Raw genomic sequence first — 19,653 nt, 5'->3', positions numbered from 1 at the left:
AATCCATGAATACTCCGATTCCATCCGCGGCCGCCGTCGCTGCGCCGTCCCGAGTTCCGGCGAAGACCCTGGCCGCGCTGCTGGGCTTCCTGGTGATCGCGCTGTGCGCCCCGTTCTTCGTCCAGACGCTGGGCGGCAACTACTGGGTGCGCGTGCTCGATTTCGCGCTGCTGTACATCATGCTGGCGCTGGGCCTGAACATCGTGGTGGGCTTTGCCGGCCTGCTTGACCTCGGCTATATCGCGTTCTACGCGGTGGGTGCCTACATGATGGCGCTGCTCGGCTCGCCCCACCTGGCCAACCAGTTCGAGTGGATCCATCAACTGTTCCCCCACGGGCTGCACTTGTCGATGTGGTGGGTGTTGCCGCTTGCGGTGCTGGTGGCGGCCACGTTCGGCGTGCTGCTTGGCGCGCCAACGCTGAAGCTGCGCGGTGACTACCTCGCCATCGTGACGCTTGGCTTCGGCGAGATCATCCGCATCTTCATGAACAACCTGGACCGCCCGCTGAACATCACCAACGGGCCGAAGGGCATCACGGCGGTGGACCCGGTCCACATCTTCGGCTTCGACTTCTCGAAGACGCACGAGATTTTCGGGCTGAAATTCTCGCCGGTGTTCATGTACTACTACCTGCTCGTGTTCCTGGTCATCGTGATCGTGTTTGTGTGCCTGCGCCTGCAGAACTCGCGCATCGGCCGTGCGTTCGTGGCGATCCGCGAAGACGAGATCGCCGCCAAGGCGATGGGCATCAACACCCGCAACATCAAGCTGCTGGCCTTCGCCATGGGCGCATCGTTCGGCGGCGCCTCGGGCGCGGTGTTCGGTGCGTTCCAGGGCTTCGTGTCGCCGGAATCGTTCACGCTGTGGGAGTCGATCTACATCCTGGCCATCGTGGTGCTGGGCGGCATGGGCCATATCCCGGGCGTGATCCTGGGCGGCATCCTGCTGGTCGGCTTCCAGGAGTTGCTGCGCGTGGTCGCCGAGCCGATCCAGACCGGTATCTTCGGTCACGTGATCGTTGACGCCGAAGTCCTGCGCCAGTTGCTGTTCGGCCTGGCCCTGGTTGGTGTGATGCTTTACCGCCCGGCAGGTATCTGGCCGTCGCCGCGCAAGGAAGACCGCCCGGTGGTGCGCCGTGCGGGCAGTGTGGGCCGTTTCTGACCAGGAGGACAACATGAGCAACAACGATTTCCTCCTGTCGGTACAGGGGGTCAACAAGCGATTCGGCGGCTTGCAGGCGCTGTCCGATGTGGGCCTGCAGATCAAGGCCGGTGAAATCTATGGCCTGATCGGCCCGAACGGTGCCGGCAAGACCACGTTCTTCAACGTGATTACAGGCCTGTACACGCCCGATTCCGGCGAGTTCAGGCTGGGCGGCAAGCCCTACCAGCCGACGGCCGTGCATGAGGTGGCCAAGACCGGGATCGCCCGTACGTTCCAGAACATTCGCCTGTTTGGCGACATGACGGCGCTGGAGAACGTCATGGTGGGCCGTCACGTCCGTACCAAGGCCGGCCTGTTCGGCGCTATCTTCCGTCCGCCCGGCGTGCGCCGTGAGGAAGAAGGCATCGAGGACATGGCCCACGACCTGCTCGAGTACGTTGGCATCAGCAAATACGCCAACTTCACCTCGCGCAATCTTTCCTACGGCCACCAGCGCCGTCTGGAAATTGCCCGCGCGCTGGCGACCGAGCCCAAGCTGCTGGCGCTGGACGAGCCGGCAGCTGGCATGAACGCGACCGAAAAGGTCGAGTTGCGCGGCCTGCTCGAAAAGATCAAGAACGATGGCAAGACCATCCTGCTGATCGAGCACGACGTGAAGCTCGTGATGGGCCTGTGCAACCGCCTGACCGTGCTCGACTACGGCAAGGTGATCGCGCAAGGGCTGCCGCAGGAAGTACAGAGCAACCCGGCGGTGATCGAGGCTTACCTGGGTGCTTCGGCGCACTGAGGCGGAGGACAGCAATGAAACAGACAGTACTGAAGATCTCCGGCCTCAAGGTTGCCTATGGCGGCATCCAGGCCGTCAAGGGCGTTGACCTCGAAATCAAGGACGGCGAACTCGTGACGCTGATCGGAGCCAATGGCGCCGGCAAGACCACGACCATGAAGGCCATCACCGGACTGCAAAGCTGGTCCGGCGGCGACGTGGAGTACATGGGCAAGTCCATCAAGGGCGTGCCCAGCTACGCGCTGCTCAAGCAGGGCCTGGCGATGGTGCCGGAAGGCCGCGGCGTGTTCGCGCGCATGACCATCACCGAAAACCTGCAGATGGGCGCCTACACTCGCAATGACGAGAGCACCATCAAGGACGATATCGACCGCATGTTCCAGACGTTCCCGCGCCTCAAGGAGCGTGCGAACCAGCTGGCCGGCACGATGTCGGGCGGTGAACAGCAGATGCTGGCCATGGCGCGCGCGCTGATGAGCCAGCCCAAGCTGCTGTTGCTGGACGAGCCGTCGATGGGTCTCTCGCCGATCATGGTCGAGAAGATCTTCGAGGTGGTGCGCAACGTGTCCGCACAAGGCGTGCCCGTGCTGCTGGTGGAGCAGAACGCGCGCCTGGCGCTGCAGGCCGCGCACCGCGGCTACGTGATGGAGTCAGGCCTGATCACGATGAACGGTGAGGCGAAGCAGATGCTGGACGATCCGAAGGTCCGCGCCGCCTACCTGGGCGAGTAAGGCTTGTCGTCAGTCAAGAAGCACTGGACTGGCAGACCCACCGATGCATAAATGTGTTGGTAGGCGGGCCACCAGTGCCTAGAATTCCCTGTGAGCTTTGGCTCACAGGGATTTTTTTTGCCGGTATTTCGCAAGAAGGCCCTTCTCGACAAAATCCTAGAGGAGATGGAAATGATCGTGCGTAAATTGCCTGCAGTATGCCTGGCAGCCGTGATGGCGCTGGCTTGTACGGCCGCGAGTGCCCAGCAGGCGAGTGCTCCGGGGGCGGACAGCCAGGTTCCGACGGCACCACCGACCACCGCTGAAGCCAAGGCGCTTATATCCGACCGCTTCAAGGCGGCCGATGCCAACCACGACGGCAAGCTCAGCCGTGACGAAGCGAAAGCGGGGATGCCACAGGTCTACAAGAACTTCAGCAAGATCGATTCGCTGAAGCGCGGCTATGTCACCCAACGCCAGATCGGCGCGTATTGGGAAGCGAAGACCAAGGAACAGATGCAGAAGGAAAATCCCATCTGGAATTGACCATCCGGGCGCGGTGACCTGTGCTGGGGGACGGGGCGCGGGGTGCCCCGTCCCGCCTCCCCGATGGCAGGCAGAGGGCCCGTTCAGGGCCCGTTTCGTCTGACGATCAGGCCAGCTTCTTCAGCAGCGTACGCAGCATCCCGATCATCTGGTCGATCTCTTCACGCGTCACGTTCAGTGCCGGCATGAAGCGCAGCAGGTTGGCGCGCGGCGCATTCAGCAGCAGGCCGTCGGGTCCCATGTCGCGCGCTTCCTCGACCAGCTGCGGGCCGATGTCCTTGCCGAGTTGCAGGGCACGCAGCAGGCCTTCTCCGCGCTCGCCGGCCAGGCCAAATTCGCTGCACAGGGCCAGCAGCTGTTCCTTCAGGTACTCGCCCTTGGCTTTCACATCGTCCAGGAACCCCGGTGCGGTCAGTTGCTCGATGACGGCGCTGCCGACCGCGGTCATCAGCGGGTTGCCATTGTAGGTGCCGCCCTGGTCGCCGGCCTCGAAGCTCGCGACTTCAGCCTTGCACAGCAGCGCCGACAGCGGCACGCCACCGCCGATGCCCTTGCCCAGCGTCATGATGTCCGGCTCCACGCCCGACAGCTCGTACGCGAACAGCGTGCCGCAGCGGCCGCAACCGGTCTGCACTTCATCGACGATCAGCAGCAGCTTGTGCTTGTCGGCCAGCGCGCGCAGGCCCTGCATGAACTCGCGCGTGGCGGGAAGCACGCCGCCTTCGCCCTGCACCGGCTCGAGCATGATGCCGACGGTCTTGTCGGTGATCAGCTTTTCCACCGAGGCCAGGTCGTTCAGGTCGGCCTTTGGGAAGCCGGGCACCTGCGGCGCGAAGATGGTGTCCCAGCCAGCCTTGCCCGACGCGCTCATGGTGGCGAGCGTGCGGCCATGGAAACTGTGGTCCATGGTGATGATCTCGAACGCGCCGTTCTTGTGCTTGCGGCCCCATTTGCGCGCGAGCTTGATTGCGCCTTCGTTGGCTTCGGCGCCGCTGTTGGCGAAGAAGACCTTGTCGAAGCAGCTGTTGTCGGTGAGCTGCTTGGCCAGCTTGATCATCGGCGCGTTGTAGAAAGCCGGGCTCGGGTTGATCAGCTTGCCGGCCTGCGCGACCACGGCGTCGACCATGCCCTGGTTGGAGTGGCCGAGGCAGTTCACTGCCCAGCCTTGCACGAAGTCCAGGTATCGCTTGCCGTTATGGTCCGTCAGCCAGGAGCCCTTGCCCTCGGTGAACACGAGTTCGGGCCGGTTGGTGATGTACATCAGGGATTGAACGGGATACTCAGCAAATGCCATGGCGGACTCCAGGGGTCGGCTTTGAATGATGGACGGAGGGGCGGAAGGGCCGGAACAAAAACAAAAAGCCACGGGGGTTGCCCGTGGCTCGTTGACATGAACAGACGCTGTCGACGGTCAGCCGCGCGGCACCCCAGCGGGGAGCGACGTACGGAAGCTGCGGCGTCGGTTGAAGGTCATGTGCATGCGCACAAATATAAGGCGCATGCGCCCGGGTGTCAAAACGAATTTTGGCAGTCCCGGGCATCGTTGTACGGGGAGAGCGGCTTCGGGAACGGCTGGCGGCGCGCGCCTCAGGCCGCCGGCGCCGAGCCCGCCGGGTGCATGTCGGCCTCGGACGTGAACGAGTCGGCGAAGAACGCATCCTCATGCAGCTTGCACTGCTTCGTGAAATCGCCACGCGCCGCGTTGATCATGACCGGCGCGCCGCAGGCATAGACTTCGTGGCCCGACAGGTCGGGATGATCGGCGATCACGGCCTGATGGACAAAGCCGGTGCGGCCGCTCCAGTTGTCTTCCGGCAGCGCTTCGGAAATGACTGGCACGTACTTGAAGTTCGGCAGGTCGCGCGCCCATTGCTCGCATAGCGCGTGCATGTACAGGTCCTTCGGCCGGCGGCCGCCCCAGTACAGCGTCATCGGGCGCGTGATGCCGGTGTAGGCAGCGTGCTCGACGATCGCCTTGATCGGCGCGAAACCCGTGCCGGAGGCCAGCAGGATCATCGGCGCGGTGGATTCCTCGCGCAGGAAGAAGCTGCCCAGCGGGCCTTCGAAGCGCAGGATGTCGCGTTCCTTCATGGCGGGGGCGCCTTCCTTGGCGCCGAACACGTAGTCGGTGAACGCGCCGCCCGGCATGTGGCGGATATGCAGTTCGATCGGGCCGTCTTCATGCGGCGGCGTGGCGATCGAGTAGCTGCGGCGCTTGCCGTCGCGCAGCAGGAATTCCACGTACTGGCCGGCCAGGTACTGCATGCGCTCGGTGGCGGGGAGTTGCAGCTTGATGGCGATCACGTCGTCGGCCAGGCGTTCCAGCGAGGTGACGCGACACGGCACCTTCTTGATCGGGATGTCGCCGGCGCCGTGCACCTCGCGGCATTCGATGGTGATGTCCGAGCTGGCATTCGCGCAGCAGAACAGCGCGCGGCCTTCGGTTTTTTCCTGCGCGGTCAACGCGGCCGGGGCATGGTCGCCCTGTACGATCGAGCCTTCCAGAACGCGGCCCTTGCACGAGCCGCATGCACCGTTCTTGCAGCCGTAGGGCAGGCCGATGCTGTGGCGCAGGGCGGCGCCCAGGATGGTTTCATCGTCAGCCACTTCAAACTTGTGGCCGCTGGGCATTACGGTGACTTGATAAGCCATAATCGATCTATGAGCCAAATTCTTACGAAACTGCAGCCAGTGCGCCGTCCGCGCCCAGCTATTCGTCTGGGCCGCCCGCGCCTGTTGATCGTGGGGTGCGGGGATGTGGGGACGCGCTGCCTGCGAATCCTCTCGGCGCGCATGCGTATATTTGCCGTGACGTCGCAGCCGGAGCGCCGGGCGGAACTGCGTGCGGCCGGTGCGGTGCCGCTCGTCGCGAATCTCGACCGACCAGCCACGCTTGCGCGCCTGCGCGGGCTGGCCAGCCGCGTGCTGGACCTGGCTCCGCCGCCCGGAACGGGCGGGGGCGATCCGCGCACACGCGCCTTGCTAGCCACCCTGCGCCGCACCGCATGGCGCCGCAGCCGGGTGCATGCCGGCGAGCCCGTCATTCTACCCGACCGGCAAGGCACCCGCCCGGCCTTTGTCTATGCCAGCACTTCGGGCGTCTACGGCGACCGGGCTGGCGCGCGCGTGGCGGAATTCGCGCGCGTGCGCCCGGAAACGGCCCGCGCGCGTCGCCGCGTTGCGGCCGAACAGGCAGTGCGCAAGTTCGGCCGTAGTGGCGGCTGGCGCACCAGCATCGTGCGCATCCCCGGCATCTACGCCGAAGACCGCCTGCCGGTGGCGCGGCTCAAGCGCGGCACCCCGGCCCTCGCGCCCCAGGACGACGTCTACACCAGCCACATTCACGCCGACGATCTTGCGCGCACCATGATCGCCGCGCTGTTCCGCGGCCGGGCCCAGCGCATCGTCCACGCCAGCGACGACACCGAACTGCGCATGGCCGATTACTTCGACCTCGTGGCGGATCGCCGTGGCCTGCCGCGGCCGCCACGGATCACGCGCCAACAAGCGCGGGAAGTGATCGACCCCACGCTGCTCAGCTTCATGAGCGAATCGCGCCGCCTCGACAACCGGCGCCTTAAACGCGAGCTGCGCCTGCGGCTGCGCTATCCGACCGTCGCTTCCTTCTTTGACGCCTGATCCGGGCGAGCGTTGCGCCGTGCCGTTTCAGGCACGGCGCTTGCGTCCCCCACGCCGCGTCGACTCCTGTCTATACAGCAACCGGTATTCCGCACCAATGCGAGGCAAGCTGTCCCCGCACTGGTAGCCGTTCGACTGTGCACTTTGCTGCGCGTTTGGGGAAAAAGCGCCTGCTATCGCACTCATGGCGCTTCATTGCCCCGGGCAACTACTACGTTGACTTGTATATACAGGATTGTAAAATCTCCGGAACCGAGCACTGCCACCATGCATGGCGCTGCCGCTGACGGACAAACCAAAGGAGCTTACCGATGAGGATTCAGAGCCGGATTGCAGGTCAGGCCGCCATGCGCATGGCCCGCGCGTCGCTGCTGGCAGCGGTTGCCATGGTCGGGGCTGCTCATGCCCAGACGACGCAGGTCACGCTCGGCATGAGCGGCTGGACCGGCTTCGCGCCGCTGACACTGGCCGACAAGGCAGGAATCTTCAAGAAGCACGGCGTCGATGTGGACATCAAGATGATCCCGCAGAAGGACCGCCACCTGGCGCTGGCCTCGGGCGCGATCCAGTGCGCGGCGACCACCGTGGAAACGCATGTCGCCTGGAACGCCAACGGCGTGCCGATCACGCAGATCGTGCAGCTCGACAAGTCCTATGGCGCCGACGGCCTGGCCGTGCGCGCCGACGTGAAGAGCTTTGCCGACCTGAAGGGTAAGACCATCGGCGTCGATGCGCCGGGTACCGCGCCTTACTTCGGCCTGGCCTGGATGCTCAAGAAGAACGGCATGACGCTCAAGGACGTGAAGACCACGACGCTGTCGCCGCAGGCGGCAGCGCAGGCGTTCGTGGCTGGCCAGAACGACGGCGCCATGACGTACGAGCCGTACCTGTCGACCGTTCGCCAGAACCCGGACAAGGGCAAGATCCTGGCCACCACGCTCGACTACCCGATGGTGACCGACACGCTCGGCTGCGCGCCCAAATGGCTCAAGGACAATCCCAAGGCCGCGCAGGCGCTGGTTGACAGCTACTTCGAAGCGATTGAGATGATCCGAAAGGAGCCCGAGAAGTCGAACGAAATCATGGGCGCGGCGGTCAAGCAAACCGGCGAGCAGTTCGCCAAGTCGTCGGCCTACCTGCGCTGGCAGGATCGCGAGGCCAATCGCAAGTTCTTCTCGGGCGAGCTGGCCAGCTTCAGCAAGGAAGCCGCCGGCGTGCTGCTCGACATTGGCGTGATCCGCCAGGTGCCCGACGTGACCACGCTCTACGACGCGCGTTTCCTCAAGTAAGCAGGGGCTGATGTCATGGCGCAAGTTCAAGTGAGTTCCGCAGCGCCGGTGGCGATGGCTGCCAAGGCGGCACCGGCACGTCGCCGCCATCCTTGGCTGTCGCCGCTGGTGCCGGTGTCGCCGCATGCGCGCTGGGTGCTGGGCCTGTCCTTCTTCGTGCTGTTCTTCGCGGTGTGGGCTGTGGTGACGCTGGGCGGCTTCGTGCCGCGTACGTTCCTGGCCGATCCGGCGACCATGGCGCGCGAAGGGCTGACGCTGTTCACGCAGTACAACTTCATCGGCGACATCGGCATGACCGTGTGGCGCGTGCTTGGCGGGTTCGTGCTGGCGGCGGTGCTCGCGGTGCCGCTCGGCATCCTGATGGGCGCGTACAAGGCGGCCGAGGCGTTCTTCGAGCCGTTCGTCTCGTTCTGCCGCTACCTGCCCGCCTCGGCCTTCATCCCGCTGCTGATCCTGTGGGCCGGCATTGGCGAGACGCAGAAGCTGCTGGTGATCTTCATCGGCTCGTTCTTCCAGATCGTACTGATGGTGGCGGTGGCCGTCGGCGGTGCGCGCAAGGATCTCGTGGAAGCCGCCTATACGCTCGGCGCCAACAGCCGCGGCATCGTCAAGCGCGTGCTGATTCCAGGCGCTGCGCCCGAGATCGCGGAGATCCTGCGGCTCGTGCTCGGCTGGGCCTGGACCTACGTGATCGTCGCCGAGCTGATCGGCTCGTCGTCGGGCATCGGCCACATGATCACCGACAGCCAGGCGTTGCTGAACACCGGGCAGATCATCTTCGGCATCATCGTCATCGGCTGCATCGGGCTGGTGTCGGACCTCGTCTTCAAGCAGGCCAACCAGCACCTGTTCCCGTGGAGTTCGATCTGATGAGCGCACTGTCCATCCAGCAGGTCTCGCGCACCTTCACCAATCCGCGCGGCGGCCAGACGCAGGCGCTGCTGCCGGTCGATTTCGAAGTGCGTGACAACGACTTTGTCACCATCCTGGGCCCGTCGGGATGCGGTAAATCCACGCTGCTGCGCATCGTCGCCGGCCTCGACACGCCAACCGGCGGCACCGTGCTGCTCGACGGCCAGCCGGTGTCCGGCCCGGGCGCCGACCGCGGCATGGTGTTCCAGTCCTACACGCTGTTCCCGTGGCTCACGATCGCGCAGAACGTTCGGTTCGGCCTGCGCGAGCGTGGCATGAGCGAGGCCGAGCAACGCGAGCGCAGCGACTTCTTCATCCAGCGCGTGGGCTTGCGCGGCTTCGAACACCACTACCCCAAGCAGCTCTCGGGCGGCATGCAGCAGCGCACCGCGATTGCGCGCGCGCTGGCCAATGACCCGAAGATCCTGCTGCTCGACGAGCCGTTCGGCGCGCTCGACAACCAGACCCGCGTGCTGATGCAGGAATTGCTGCTCGGCATCTGGGAGGCGTCGCGCAAGACGGTATTATTCGTGACCCACGATATCGACGAGGCCATTTTCATGGCCAACCGGGTGGCGGTGTTTTCCGCCAGGCCGGGTCGGATCAAGAGCGAGATCGCGGTCGATTTTCCGCATCCGCGCCATTACACGATCAAGACGTCGCCGGAGTTCTCCGCGCTCAAGGCGCGGCTGACCGAGGAGATCCGCGCCGAGGCCATGGCCGCGGCCGAGCACTGAACGCCATGAACCACGCCGTCGGCCAGGGGCCTGCCACTTCCGCTACGAACTCTCCCACCGCCCTCTACCAGCAGGTGAAGGAGTACATCGCCCGCCAGATCCAGAGCGGTGCGTGGCAGCCGGGCGACCGCGTGCCGTCAGAGCAGGAACTGGTGACCCGCTTCGGTGTGTCGCGCATGACCGTCAACCGCGCACTGCGCGAGCTGTCCGAGCAGGGCAGGGTGGTGCGCGTGGCCGGCGTGGGTACCTTCGTGGCGGAGCACAAGCCGCAGTCCACGCTGCTTAGCGTGGTCAACCTGCAGGACGAAATCCGCATGCGCGGCCATGACTATGCCTGCGACGTGATCCTGGTGGAGCGCGTGGCCGCGTCGATCGAAGTGGCCGCGGCGCTGGAGTTGCGCACGGGCGAGTCGGTCTTCCACTCCGTCTGCGTGCACCGCGAGGACGGCGTGCCCGTGCAGCTCGAAGACCGCTATGTCAATCCGCGCGTGGCACCGGATTTCATTACGCAGGACTTCAGCGGCATCAAGCCCGGCGAGTACCTGCTGCGCAATGTGCCCTACGATCAGGTCGAGCACGTGGTCGACGCCATCTCCGCCACGCCCGAGCAGGCCGCGCAACTCGAAATGCCGCCGACGCAACCTTGCCTGATGCTGACACGCCGCACGTGGACCAATGGCGTGCCCGTGACCTTCGTGCGTTGCCTGCACCCCGGCAACCGCTACCGCCTCGGGAGCCGCTTCCGCGCCGACGGCAATCCCGCCTTCGGCTGATTTCCGACAGAAGTCAGCCATCTCACCCAAATTTTGTTCTAAGCTGTATAGACAGGAACATACAAGACAGGAATCACTCATGAGCGCCAGCCAAACCAACCAAGCCTCCCGCCCGCTGCTGACCCTGAATCCGGGCCAGGTCACCCTGGCTGACCTGCGCCGCATCTACCGTGGCGAAGTTCGCCTGGAGATGGCCGACTCGGCCTGGGCCGGCGTACGTGCCGCGCAGGCCACCGTGCAGGACATCATCGACGCCGATGCCGTGGTTTACGGCATCAACACCGGCTTCGGCAAGCTTGCGCAGACGCGCATTCCGAATGACAAGCTCGCCACGCTGCAGCGCAATCTGGTGCTGTCGCACAGCGTCGGCACCGGCCCGGACCTGGCCGAGGACGTGGTACGCGTGATCCTCGCGATCAAGGCAGTGAGCCTCGCGCGCGGCCACTCGGGCGTGCGGCCCGAAATCATTGAAGCGCTGCTCGCGCTGGCCAACCACGGCGTGACCCCTTGCATCCCGGCCAAGGGCTCGGTGGGTGCCTCGGGCGACCTCGCGCCGCTCGCGCATATGTCGTGCACGCTGATCGGCGTGGGCGATGTGATCGTTGATGGCCGTCGCGTGCCGGCTGCCGAAGGCCTCGCACATGCCGGCCTGTCGGCGTTTGAACTCGGTCCGAAGGAAGGGCTGGCGTTGCTGAACGGCACGCAAGTTTCCACCGCGCTGGCGCTGGCCGGGCTGTTTGCCGCCGAAGATACCTTTGCCGCCGGTCTGGTGGCCGGCGCGCTGTCGCTCGAAGCGATCAAGGGCTCGGTCAAGCCGTTCGATGCACGCATCCATGAAGCGCGCGGCCAGGCCGGCCAGATCGCCGTGGCCGGCGCGGTGCGCGCAATGCTCGATGGCAGCGAGATCGTCGACTCGCACAAGGCCTGCGGCCGCGTGCAGGACCCATACTCGATCCGTTGCCAGCCGCAGGTGATGGGCGCGTGCCTGGACAACCTGCAGCATGCCGCGCGCATCTTGCGCATCGAAGCGAACGCCGCCTCGGACAATCCGCTTGTATTCTCCGCGCAGGGCGACGTGATTTCGGGCGGTAATTTCCACGCCGAGCCGGTTGCGTTCGCGGCCGACATCATCGCGCTGGCGATTGCCGAGATCGGCGCGATTTCCGAGCGCCGCCTGGCGCTGCTGCTGGACACGGGCCTGTCGGGCCTGCCGCCGTTCCTCGTGCGCGATGGCGGCCTGAACTCGGGCTTCATGATTGCGCAGGTCACCGCCGCGGCGCTGGCCTCGGAGAACAAATCGCTCGCGCATCCGTCGAGCGTGGACAGCCTGCCGACTTCGGCCAACCAGGAGGACCATGTGTCGATGGCCACCTACGGCGCACGCCGGCTTGGCGATATGGCGGCCAATACCGCGGTGGTGGTCGGCATCGAAGCGATGGCGGCCGCGCAGGGCATCGAATTCCATCGCCCGCTGAAGTCGTCGCCGCTGGTGGAGCAGGAACTGGCCCGCATCCGCGCACGCGTGGCGTTCGTGGAGGCCGACCGCTACCTGGCGCCGGATATCGAGGCGATGAAGCAGTGGGTGGTGCAGGGCGATGCGGGGGCAGGCTGGCCTGCTGCGGTGCGCGACATCCTGCCGACGAATACCAAGAACGCCTGAGCAAGGAGAGAGTCCCCATGAACGCTCACGAATCCCGATTCCTCCAGCGCGGCCAGCGCGAAATCCGCGCGCCGCGTGGCACCGAGCTGCACTGCAAGAACTGGCTGATCGAAGCGGCCTACCGCATGATCCAGAACAACCTGGACCCGGACGTGGCCGAGCGCCCGCAAGACCTGGTGGTCTACGGTGGCATCGGCAAGGCCGCGCGCAACTGGGAATGCTTCGACGCGATCCTCGACAGCCTGCGCCGACTCGGCGAAGACGAGTCGCTGCTTGTGCAGTCCGGCAAGCCGGTGGGCGTGTTCCGCACGCACGCCGATGCACCGCGCGTGCTGATTGCCAACTCCAACCTCGTGCCGCACTGGGCCAACTGGGACAAGTTCAACGAACTCGACCGCGCCGGCCTGATGATGTACGGCCAGATGACCGCGGGTTCGTGGATCTACATCGGCACACAGGGCATCGTGCAGGGCACGTATGAAACCTTCGTCGAGGCGGGTCGCCAGCACTACAACGGCGACCTGTCGGGCAAGTGGATACTGACGGCAGGCCTGGGCGGCATGGGCGGCGCGCAGCCGCTGGCCGGTGTGCTGGCCGGTGCGTGCGTGCTCGCGATCGAATGCCAGGAATCGCGCATCGACTTCCGCCTGCGTACGCGCTACCTCGACAAGAAGGCCACCACGCTCGACGAAGCGCTGGCGATGATCGCCGAGGCCACGCAGAAGAAGGAAGCCATCTCCGTGGGGCTGCTCGGCAACGCGGCCGACATCGTCCCGGAACTCGTCAAGCGCGCGCAGGCCGGTGGCATGCGTCCGGACATCGTCACCGACCAGACTTCGGCACACGACCTCGTCAACGGCTACCTGCCTCAAGGCTGGACCGTTGACCAATGGGAACACGCACGCCAGCACGATCCCAAGTCGGTGGAAGCCGCCGCGCGACCGTCGATTGTGAAACACGTTCAGGCAATGCTCGCGTTCCAGCAGATGGGCGTGCCGACTGTCGACTACGGCAACAACATTCGCCAGGTTGCGTTCGACGAGGGCGTGAAGAATGCCTTCGATTTCCCCGGCTTCGTGCCGGCCTATATCCGGCCGCTGTTCTGCCGCGGCAAGGGCCCGTTCCGCTGGGTCGCGCTATCCGGCGATCCCGAGGACATCTACAAGACCGACGCCAAGATGAAGGAGCTTTTCCCCGAGGACACGCACCTGCACCGCTGGCTCGACATGGCGCACGACCGCATCGCGTTCCAGGGTTTGCCCGCGCGCATCTGCTGGGTTGGGCTGGACGAGCGTCATCGCGCGGGCCTTGCATTCAACGAGATGGTGAAGTCGGGCGAACTCAAGGCGCCCGTCGTGATCGGCCGTGACCATCTGGACTGCGGCTCGGTCGCTTCGCCGAACCGCGAAACCGAGTCCATGCGCGACGGCTCCGATGCCGTTTCCGACTGGCCGCTGCTCAACGCGTTGCTGAACACCGCCGGCGGCGCGACGTGGGTCAGCCTGCATCATGGCGGTGGTGTCGGCATGGGTTTCTCGCAGCATTCGGGCGTGGTGATCGTCTGCGACGGTACCGACGCGGCGGCTAAGCGCATTGAGCGCGTGCTGTGGAACGACCCGGCCACGGGCGTGATGCGCCATGCCGATGCGGGCTACGAGCTTGCCATCGAATGCGCGCACGTGAAGGGCCTCAACTTGCCGATGGTGAATCGCTCATGACCCGCTTCGCACTTGACTCGATGGAACCTACGCCGTGGAAGAACGGCGGCGGCACCACGCGCGAAGTCGCGGTGTGGCCGCCCGATGCCGGGCTCGACGACTTTGCCTGGCGCATCAGCATCGCCGATATTGCCGCGGATGGACCGTTCTCGGCGTTTGCGGGAATCGACCGGCAGATCGTGCTGCTTGACGGCGCGGGCGTGCAGTTGCGCGCTGCCGATGGCAGCTTTGACCACCGCCTTGACGCCGTCGGCGAGCCGTTCGCATTTTCGGGTGATGTGGCCGTCAACGCCACGCTGATTGCCGGTGCCACGCGAGACTTCAACGTGATGGCGCGCCGCGGCGTCTGCCGCGCGAATGTGCATGCCATGCGGCACGGCTTCTCTTTCAACTCGGGCGAGGATGCCGTGGCGCTGTTCGTGCTGCGCGGCGCGTGGCGTGATCCCGGTGCGAGCCAGATGGAACCTCTACGCGCCAATGAAGGCGTCTGGTATCCGACAGGCGTGACCGCTGCATTCCATGCGCTCGCGCCGCTCGAAGGCGATTCGCTGTGCCTTTGCATCACGCTGGAAACGGAGGCTGACCAATGAACGCGCCCCTCGCTTCGGGACGCCCCGACATTCAATCCGCCGACGGCATCTGGCACTGCTGCCATTTGCTGCCAGATGCCGATCCCGACCGCGCCGTGCGCGACGCAGCGCTGGTTGTCGAGCAGGGCCGCATCGCATGGCTGGGCGCCGAAGCGGAATTGCCCGCAGACTATCGCAGCCTGCCGCGCCACGATGCGGGTGGAACCTGGATGACGCCCGGACTGGTCGACTGTCATACGCACCTCGTCTATGGCGGCCAGCGTGCCGATGAGTTCGCAATGCGCCTCGCAGGCGCGAGCTATGAAGAGATCGCACGCGCCGGCGGCGGCATCGTTTCGTCGGTACGCGCCACGCGCGCGGCCGACGAAGACACCCTGTTCTCGCAAGCCGCTGCGCGCCTCGCGCCGCTGCTGGCGGAAGGCGTGACGGCCATCGAAATCAAGTCGGGCTATGGCCTCGAACTCGAAGCCGAACGCCGCCAGTTGCGTGTCGCGCGCCGTCTTGGCGAAGCGTTCGGCGTGTCGGTGCATACGACTTTCCTCGGCGCGCATGCCTTGCCGCCCGAATACGCGGGGCGCGCCGACGATTACATCGAGCTGGTCTGCAACACGATGCTGCCGGCACTGGCCGAAGAAGGACTGGTCGATGCTGTCGATGCGTTCTGCGAATCGGTCGGCTTCTCGCTCGCGCAGACCGAGCGCGTGTTCGAAGCCGCCGCGCGCCATGGCTTGCGCGTCAAGCTGCATGCCGAGCAACTGAGCAACCTCGGCGGCGCTGCGCTGGCCGCGCGCCACCATGCGCTGTCGGCGGACCATCTGGAGCATCTGGACGAGGCCGGCGTAGAAGCCATGGCGGCCGCCGGTACGGTGGCAGTGCTGCTGCCGGGCGCCTATTATTTCCTGCGTGACACGAACCTGCCGCCGATTGCGCTGCTGCGCAAGCACGGCGTGCCGATGGCGATTTCCACGGACCACAATCCGGGTACCTCGCCGGTCACATCGCTGCTGCTGATGATGAACATGGCCTGCACGCTGTTCCGCCTGACGGTGCCCGAGGCGCTGGCCGGCGTGACCACGCATGCGGCGCGCGCGCTCGGCGCAGCGGACCGGCATGGAAAGCTCGCAGTCGGACGCGCAGCGGATTTCGTGCTCTGGCGCGTCGAGTCACCGGCGGAACTGGCTTACTGGTTCGGCCGCAACCCGGCCGCGGTGGTCGTGCGGCAGGGACGCATCCATCCGGCGACGTCGCAACACGGCGGGAGGGCATGAGCGCATGAACGAAGCACGCATTCTTGCACCCCACGCGCTGCTGCCCACCGGCTGGGCGCGCGACGTGCTACTGGCATGGGATACAACGGGCCGCCTGACAACGGTGCAGGCGGGCGCATCGGCCAGTGCCGATGTGCCGCGCGCCGCCGGCCCCGTGCTGCCCGGTATGCCGAATCTCCATTCGCACGCGTTCCAGCGCGGCTTTGCCGGCCTGACGGAATACCGCAGCGTGACGCAGGGCGGCGATCCCGCCGGCGCAGACTCGTTCTGGAGCTGGCGCACGCTGATGTACCGCTTCGCGCTGCGCTTGTCGCCGGACACGCTGGAGGCCATCGCCACGCAGCTCTACATCGAGATGCTGCGCGCGGGCTACACCAGCGTATGCGAGTTCCACTACGTGCACCACGACATCGACGGCAAGCCATATGCAGACGCGGCCGAGATGTCTTTGCGCCTGTTGCGCGCGGCCGAACGCGCTGGCATCGGCATGACGCTGCTGCCGGTGCTGTACCAGACGGCCGGCTTCGGCGACAAGCCGGCGGTGGCGGAGCAGCGCCGCTTCCTGCATGACACCGACGCCATGCTCAGGCTGCTCGAACGCCTGTCGCCCGCGTGCGCGCAGCACGGCGCGCGCCTGGGCCTCGCCCCGCACTCGTTGCGCGCAGTGCCACAGCAAAGCCTCACGCACGCATTGGCCGGCCTGCATGCGATGGATCCTACTGCACCTGTGCACATCCACATCGCCGAGCAGCAGCGCGAGGTGGACGACTGCATCGCGCAGACCGGCATCCGGCCCGTCGAATGGCTGCTCGACCATGCCGAGGTCGATGCGCGCTGGTGCCTTGTGCATGCCACGCATATGGACTGGGATGAACGCCGGCGCCTCGCGCACAGCGGGGCGGTGGCTGGCATCTGTCCGACCACCGAGGCAAACCTGGGCGATGGCGTGTTCGAAGCGGCGCCGTACCTCGCCCAGCACGGTGCATGGGGCATCGGCTCGGACAGCCATGCGAGCGTCAGCGTCGCCGAAGAGCTGCGCATGTTCGAGTACGGCCAGCGGCTGGCCCTGCAGCAGCGCAATGTGCTGGCCTCGGAATCGCATATGCAGGTCGCGGATCGTCTCTACCTCGAGGCGGTGGCCGGCGGTGCGCGTGCAACGGGCCGCGCGGTAGCCGGGCTCGCGGCGGGCCAGCAGGCCGATTTCGTCGTGCTCGATGGCTCGCATCCCGCGCTGGCGGGGCTTGACGGCGCCCAGGCGCTGGCCACGCACGTCTTTGCCAACCACGGCCATGAGACACTAGCGGAAGTCCGCACTGCCGGCCGTTGCCGCGTGCAGCATGGTGCGCATCCGCTGCAGGCGGAAGCTGGCCAGCTGTTCGTGTCGGCGCGCGCGAGCCTGCTGGGCGACTGAAAACCGGCAGCCGCCGCATTGCGCGGCGCGCTGCCCTGCATTGCACAGACCATGTCCTTTTCTACCGACACCCCCGCTTTTACCCTGCATCGCGGCACCCGTCCGCTGCTGGTATCGATGCCGCACGTCGGCACCTACCTACCCGCCACCGTGTCGCAGCGGCTGACCGCCGAGGCACGCACGGTGCCCGATACCGACTGGCACCTGGAACGCCTCTACGACTTCGCGCGCGAACTTGGCGCGTCGGTACTGGCGGCCACCCATTCGCGCTACGTGGTGGACCTGAACCGACCGCCCGATAACGCCAATCTCTATCCGGGCCAGGACACCACCGGCCTGTGCCCGGTCGATACCTTCGACAAGACGCCGCTGTACGCGAACGGCGTCGGTCCTGACGATGCCGAGATCGGCGCGCGGCGTGATGCCGTATGGCGCCCGTACCACGGCGCGCTGGCCGAGGAACTCGCTCGCCTGCGCCAGCAGCACGGCACGGTGGCGCTGTGGGATGCGCATTCGATCCGCTCGATGCTGCCGCGCTTCTTCGAAGGCAGGCTGCCCGACTTCAACCTCGGCACGGCCAATGGCGATAGCTGTGATCAATCGCTGGCGGACGAGCTGCTGGAGATTGCACAGGGTATCCCGGGCCACACTGCGGTGCTCAACGGTCGCTTCAAGGGTGGCTATATCACGCGCAATTACGGGCAACCGCGCGACGGCGTGCATGCCGTGCAGCTCGAACTCGCGCAATCGGCTTACATGAGCGAGTCGTATCCGTTCGCGTATGACGAGGCCAAGGCCTCGGCGCTGCAGCCGTCGCTGAAGCAGATGCTGGCGGCGGTGCTGGGGTTTGTGGAAGGGCGTTAAGCCGAACTCCGTGGAGAGGGCCAGCGCTTGCCGCAGCCCTCGCCATCACAACAACGAATCCGCCAACCGGCAAAGGTTCTGCCAGGTCCGCGTGCGCAACGGCCGCGCGGCCCATTTCTCGCGTACCACGGTGTCGCTCGCAGCCAGATAGCGCTGCTGAATGCGCACCATCTTCGCCACCACATCCCTGTCGTAAATCACCAGCGCCGATTCCGCATTGAGCGCGAACGAGCGGATGTCCATGTTCGTCGAGCCGACCATCGCCACCGTGTCGTCGATGGTCACATGCTTGGCATGCAGGAACGCGGGCCGGTACAGGTGGACCTTCACGCCCGATTCCAGCAGCACACCGAAATACGCTTCCTGCGCGGCCTGCGTGAAGTGCTGGTCGATGCGCTGGGACAGCACCAGATGCACCTCCACGCCGCGATAGCACGCGACGTGCAGCGCTTGCAGGAACGACTCGTCGGGCACGAAATAAGGCGTGGTGATGACCACGCGGCGCACGGCATTGTGGATCATCGACACCAGCACCATCTGCGCATTCTGCGTGCCGTAGCCAGGCCCGCTCGGGAGCATCTGCGCAATGCACGGCCCGTCCGGCGCCAGCGGCGGGAAATCGGCAGCGCCGAGGTCCTTGTCGCCGGTCTCGAGGTAGCGGTCCGCGAGGAACACAGCCTGCAGTTGCGATACCACCGGGCCGGTCACGCGGGCCACCAGTTCCTCATTGGGCAGACCCGGCATCGATTCGGCATCGACGACGTTCTGCGAGCCGATGTAGCCGACGCTGCCATCGAGCACGACGATCTTGCGGTGATTGCGCAGGTCGAAGCGCGCACTCTTGCCCTTGAGCACTGCCGACAGCGAGCGCATCGGCAGCACCGGTACCACCTGCACGCCGGCAGAGCGCAGCTTGCCGGTAAAGGCCTTCAGTCCGTCGCGCGCACCGAGCGCGTCCATCAGCACGCTGCAGCGTACGCCACGGCGCGCGGCGCGCAGCACGGCGTCGGTAATCCTTCGGCCCGTCGCATCGTCCGCGTAGATGTACATCAGGATGTGCACCGACTGCTTCGCGGCGTCGATGTCGGCCACCATTGCGGCAATCACGTCGTCGTAGCGGTCGATCAGCGTGACATCGTTGCCGCGCATCGGCGCGAATGAGCCGACCCGTTCAATCAGGCAGGAACCCGTCTGGCACAGCCCATCCGGCAATGGACCCTGTGGCAGTTCATGGCTGATGCGCGCGCGCAGCTGCTCGATCCCCTGGTTGATGCGGGCCAGTTTCAGGCGGCGTGACTTCGGATAGTAGATGCGTCCGAACAGCGCATAAAGTATCAGGCCCAGCCACGGCAGGAAGAACACCAGCAGCAGCCACGTGCGCGCGGCAGCCGGCGCACGGCGCTGCGGCACGTAGACCAGCATCGTCAGGCGGATCGCCCATTCGGTCACCGTGAACAGCGGGCCCCACCACAGGGCAGGATCGGGCAGCGAGGACAGGAACGGTGGAAGCGGCATGCCGGGGCTCGGGTATGGCGGCGGAGGTCACTGGAATCGCCCACGACCATACCAGAGCCGGCTGCATG

18 protein-coding genes are annotated in these 19,653 nt (G+C 65.8%); 15 read left to right on the top strand and 3 right to left on the bottom strand.

The window, feature by feature from the left end:
- Positions 1-5: 5 nt before the first annotated feature.
- The 4 genes from ACIGJG_RS14010 to ACIGJG_RS13995 all read left to right on the top strand — a co-directional run bounded on the left by ACIGJG_RS14010 (position 6) and on the right by ACIGJG_RS13995 (position 3,209).
- Positions 6-1,163 carry an ABC transporter permease subunit gene (locus ACIGJG_RS14010; protein ID WP_011298875.1) on the top strand — a complete coding sequence of 386 codons (1,158 nt, stop codon included), beginning with the start codon at positions 6-8 and terminating at the stop codon, positions 1,161-1,163.
- A 13-nt stretch (positions 1,164-1,176) separates the two neighbouring features.
- Positions 1,177-1,953 (top strand): ABC transporter ATP-binding protein, encoded by a 777-nt coding sequence (locus ACIGJG_RS14005; RefSeq protein WP_011298874.1) that lies wholly within the window; start codon positions 1,177-1,179, stop codon positions 1,951-1,953.
- A gap of 14 nt (positions 1,954-1,967) precedes the next feature.
- Positions 1,968-2,684 carry an ABC transporter ATP-binding protein gene (locus tag ACIGJG_RS14000; RefSeq protein ID WP_140951439.1) on the top strand — a complete coding sequence of 239 codons (717 nt, stop codon included), beginning with the start codon at positions 1,968-1,970 and terminating at the stop codon, positions 2,682-2,684.
- Between the two features lie 171 nt (positions 2,685-2,855).
- Entirely contained in the window at positions 2,856-3,209 is a 354-nt protein-coding gene (locus ACIGJG_RS13995; RefSeq protein WP_011298872.1) for an EF-hand domain-containing protein, read from the top strand.
- 106 nt (positions 3,210-3,315) lie between these two features.
- Here ACIGJG_RS13995 and ACIGJG_RS13990 read toward each other — a convergent pair whose 3' ends face one another.
- Positions 3,316-4,503, bottom strand: coding sequence for an acetylornithine transaminase (locus tag ACIGJG_RS13990; protein ID WP_011298871.1), 1,188 nt, complete (start codon positions 4,501-4,503; stop codon positions 3,316-3,318).
- A gap of 293 nt (positions 4,504-4,796) precedes the next feature.
- Positions 4,797-5,861, bottom strand: a complete 1,065-nt coding sequence (locus ACIGJG_RS13985) for a CDP-6-deoxy-delta-3,4-glucoseen reductase (protein ID WP_483672448.1) — start codon at positions 5,859-5,861, stop codon at positions 4,797-4,799.
- A gap of 9 nt (positions 5,862-5,870) precedes the next feature.
- Between ACIGJG_RS13985 and ACIGJG_RS13980 the strand changes: the two genes are divergently transcribed.
- The 11 genes from ACIGJG_RS13980 to hutG all read left to right on the top strand — a co-directional run bounded on the left by ACIGJG_RS13980 (position 5,871) and on the right by hutG (position 18,070).
- Entirely contained in the window at positions 5,871-6,848 is a 978-nt protein-coding gene (locus ACIGJG_RS13980; protein ID WP_483672447.1) for an NAD-dependent epimerase/dehydratase family protein, read from the top strand.
- Positions 6,849-7,159: 311 nt separating this feature from the next.
- Positions 7,160-8,137 (top strand): ABC transporter substrate-binding protein, encoded by a 978-nt coding sequence (locus tag ACIGJG_RS13975; protein WP_220631013.1) that lies wholly within the window; start codon positions 7,160-7,162, stop codon positions 8,135-8,137.
- A gap of 15 nt (positions 8,138-8,152) precedes the next feature.
- Positions 8,153-9,007 (top strand): ABC transporter permease, encoded by an 855-nt coding sequence (locus tag ACIGJG_RS13970; RefSeq protein WP_140951143.1) that lies wholly within the window; start codon positions 8,153-8,155, stop codon positions 9,005-9,007.
- Positions 9,007-9,786, top strand: coding sequence for an ABC transporter ATP-binding protein (locus ACIGJG_RS13965; RefSeq protein WP_483672446.1), 780 nt, complete (start codon positions 9,007-9,009; stop codon positions 9,784-9,786). Before ACIGJG_RS13970 ends, ACIGJG_RS13965 begins: the two co-directional genes overlap by 1 nt.
- A gap of 5 nt (positions 9,787-9,791) precedes the next feature.
- Positions 9,792-10,559, top strand: coding sequence for a histidine utilization repressor (gene hutC, locus ACIGJG_RS13960; protein ID WP_011298865.1), 768 nt, complete (start codon positions 9,792-9,794; stop codon positions 10,557-10,559).
- A gap of 79 nt (positions 10,560-10,638) precedes the next feature.
- Positions 10,639-12,219 (top strand): histidine ammonia-lyase, encoded by a 1,581-nt coding sequence (gene hutH, locus ACIGJG_RS13955; protein WP_483672445.1) that lies wholly within the window; start codon positions 10,639-10,641, stop codon positions 12,217-12,219.
- 17 nt (positions 12,220-12,236) lie between these two features.
- On the top strand, positions 12,237-13,937 hold the full coding sequence (gene hutU / locus ACIGJG_RS13950) for a urocanate hydratase (protein WP_483672444.1): 1,701 nt from the start codon (positions 12,237-12,239) through the stop codon (positions 13,935-13,937).
- The gene (locus tag ACIGJG_RS13945; RefSeq protein WP_011298862.1) at positions 13,934-14,527 is read left to right on the top strand and encodes a HutD/Ves family protein; all 594 of its coding nucleotides are present in this window, start codon (positions 13,934-13,936) and stop codon (positions 14,525-14,527) included. Before hutU ends, ACIGJG_RS13945 begins: the two co-directional genes overlap by 4 nt.
- A complete protein-coding gene (gene hutI / locus ACIGJG_RS13940; RefSeq protein ID WP_483672443.1) occupies positions 14,524-15,795 on the top strand; it encodes an imidazolonepropionase in 1,272 nt (423 codons plus the stop codon). Before ACIGJG_RS13945 ends, hutI begins: the two co-directional genes overlap by 4 nt.
- Before the next feature lie 4 nt (positions 15,796-15,799).
- Positions 15,800-17,206: a formimidoylglutamate deiminase gene (locus ACIGJG_RS13935; protein WP_011298860.1), complete on the top strand. Its 1,407-nt coding sequence runs from the start codon at positions 15,800-15,802 to the stop codon at positions 17,204-17,206.
- Positions 17,207-17,257: 51 nt separating this feature from the next.
- Entirely contained in the window at positions 17,258-18,070 is an 813-nt protein-coding gene (gene hutG / locus ACIGJG_RS13930; protein ID WP_011298859.1) for an N-formylglutamate deformylase, read from the top strand.
- A 45-nt stretch (positions 18,071-18,115) separates the two neighbouring features.
- Here the strand turns inward: hutG and cls are convergent, their stop codons facing one another.
- Positions 18,116-19,585 carry a cardiolipin synthase gene (cls, locus tag ACIGJG_RS13925; protein ID WP_483672442.1) on the bottom strand — a complete coding sequence of 490 codons (1,470 nt, stop codon included), beginning with the start codon at positions 19,583-19,585 and terminating at the stop codon, positions 18,116-18,118.
- Between the last annotated feature and the right edge of the window lie 68 nt (positions 19,586-19,653).

It is taken from the genome of Cupriavidus sp. C1SS-2L (assembly GCF_057073735.1).
Note: the sequence above shows the minus strand (reverse complement) of the source record. Positions and strands in the feature narration are given on the sequence as shown.

Excerpts from the sequence above, each read along its gene's own strand:
- ACIGJG_RS14010 (WP_011298875.1), top strand. The coding sequence starts at position 6 with ATGAATACTCCGATTCCATCCGCGGCCGCCGTCGCTGCGCCGTCCCGA.
- ACIGJG_RS14005 (WP_011298874.1), top strand. The coding sequence starts at position 1,177 with ATGAGCAACAACGATTTCCTCCTGTCGGTACAGGGGGTCAACAAGCGA.
- ACIGJG_RS14000 (WP_140951439.1), top strand. The coding sequence starts at position 1,968 with ATGAAACAGACAGTACTGAAGATCTCCGGCCTCAAGGTTGCCTATGGC.
- ACIGJG_RS13995 (WP_011298872.1), top strand. The coding sequence starts at position 2,856 with ATGATCGTGCGTAAATTGCCTGCAGTATGCCTGGCAGCCGTGATGGCG.
- ACIGJG_RS13990 (WP_011298871.1), bottom strand. The coding sequence starts at position 4,503 with ATGGCATTTGCTGAGTATCCCGTTCAATCCCTGATGTACATCACCAAC.
- ACIGJG_RS13985 (WP_483672448.1), bottom strand. The coding sequence starts at position 5,861 with ATGGCTTATCAAGTCACCGTAATGCCCAGCGGCCACAAGTTTGAAGTG.
- ACIGJG_RS13980 (WP_483672447.1), top strand. The coding sequence starts at position 5,871 with ATGAGCCAAATTCTTACGAAACTGCAGCCAGTGCGCCGTCCGCGCCCA.
- ACIGJG_RS13975 (WP_220631013.1), top strand. The coding sequence starts at position 7,160 with ATGAGGATTCAGAGCCGGATTGCAGGTCAGGCCGCCATGCGCATGGCC.
- ACIGJG_RS13970 (WP_140951143.1), top strand. The coding sequence starts at position 8,153 with ATGGCGCAAGTTCAAGTGAGTTCCGCAGCGCCGGTGGCGATGGCTGCC.
- ACIGJG_RS13965 (WP_483672446.1), top strand. The coding sequence starts at position 9,007 with ATGAGCGCACTGTCCATCCAGCAGGTCTCGCGCACCTTCACCAATCCG.
- hutC (WP_011298865.1), top strand. The coding sequence starts at position 9,792 with ATGAACCACGCCGTCGGCCAGGGGCCTGCCACTTCCGCTACGAACTCT.
- hutH (WP_483672445.1), top strand. The coding sequence starts at position 10,639 with ATGAGCGCCAGCCAAACCAACCAAGCCTCCCGCCCGCTGCTGACCCTG.
- hutU (WP_483672444.1), top strand. The coding sequence starts at position 12,237 with ATGAACGCTCACGAATCCCGATTCCTCCAGCGCGGCCAGCGCGAAATC.
- ACIGJG_RS13945 (WP_011298862.1), top strand. The coding sequence starts at position 13,934 with ATGACCCGCTTCGCACTTGACTCGATGGAACCTACGCCGTGGAAGAAC.
- hutI (WP_483672443.1), top strand. The coding sequence starts at position 14,524 with ATGAACGCGCCCCTCGCTTCGGGACGCCCCGACATTCAATCCGCCGAC.
- ACIGJG_RS13935 (WP_011298860.1), top strand. The coding sequence starts at position 15,800 with ATGAACGAAGCACGCATTCTTGCACCCCACGCGCTGCTGCCCACCGGC.
- hutG (WP_011298859.1), top strand. The coding sequence starts at position 17,258 with ATGTCCTTTTCTACCGACACCCCCGCTTTTACCCTGCATCGCGGCACC.
- cls (WP_483672442.1), bottom strand. The coding sequence starts at position 19,585 with ATGCCGCTTCCACCGTTCCTGTCCTCGCTGCCCGATCCTGCCCTGTGG.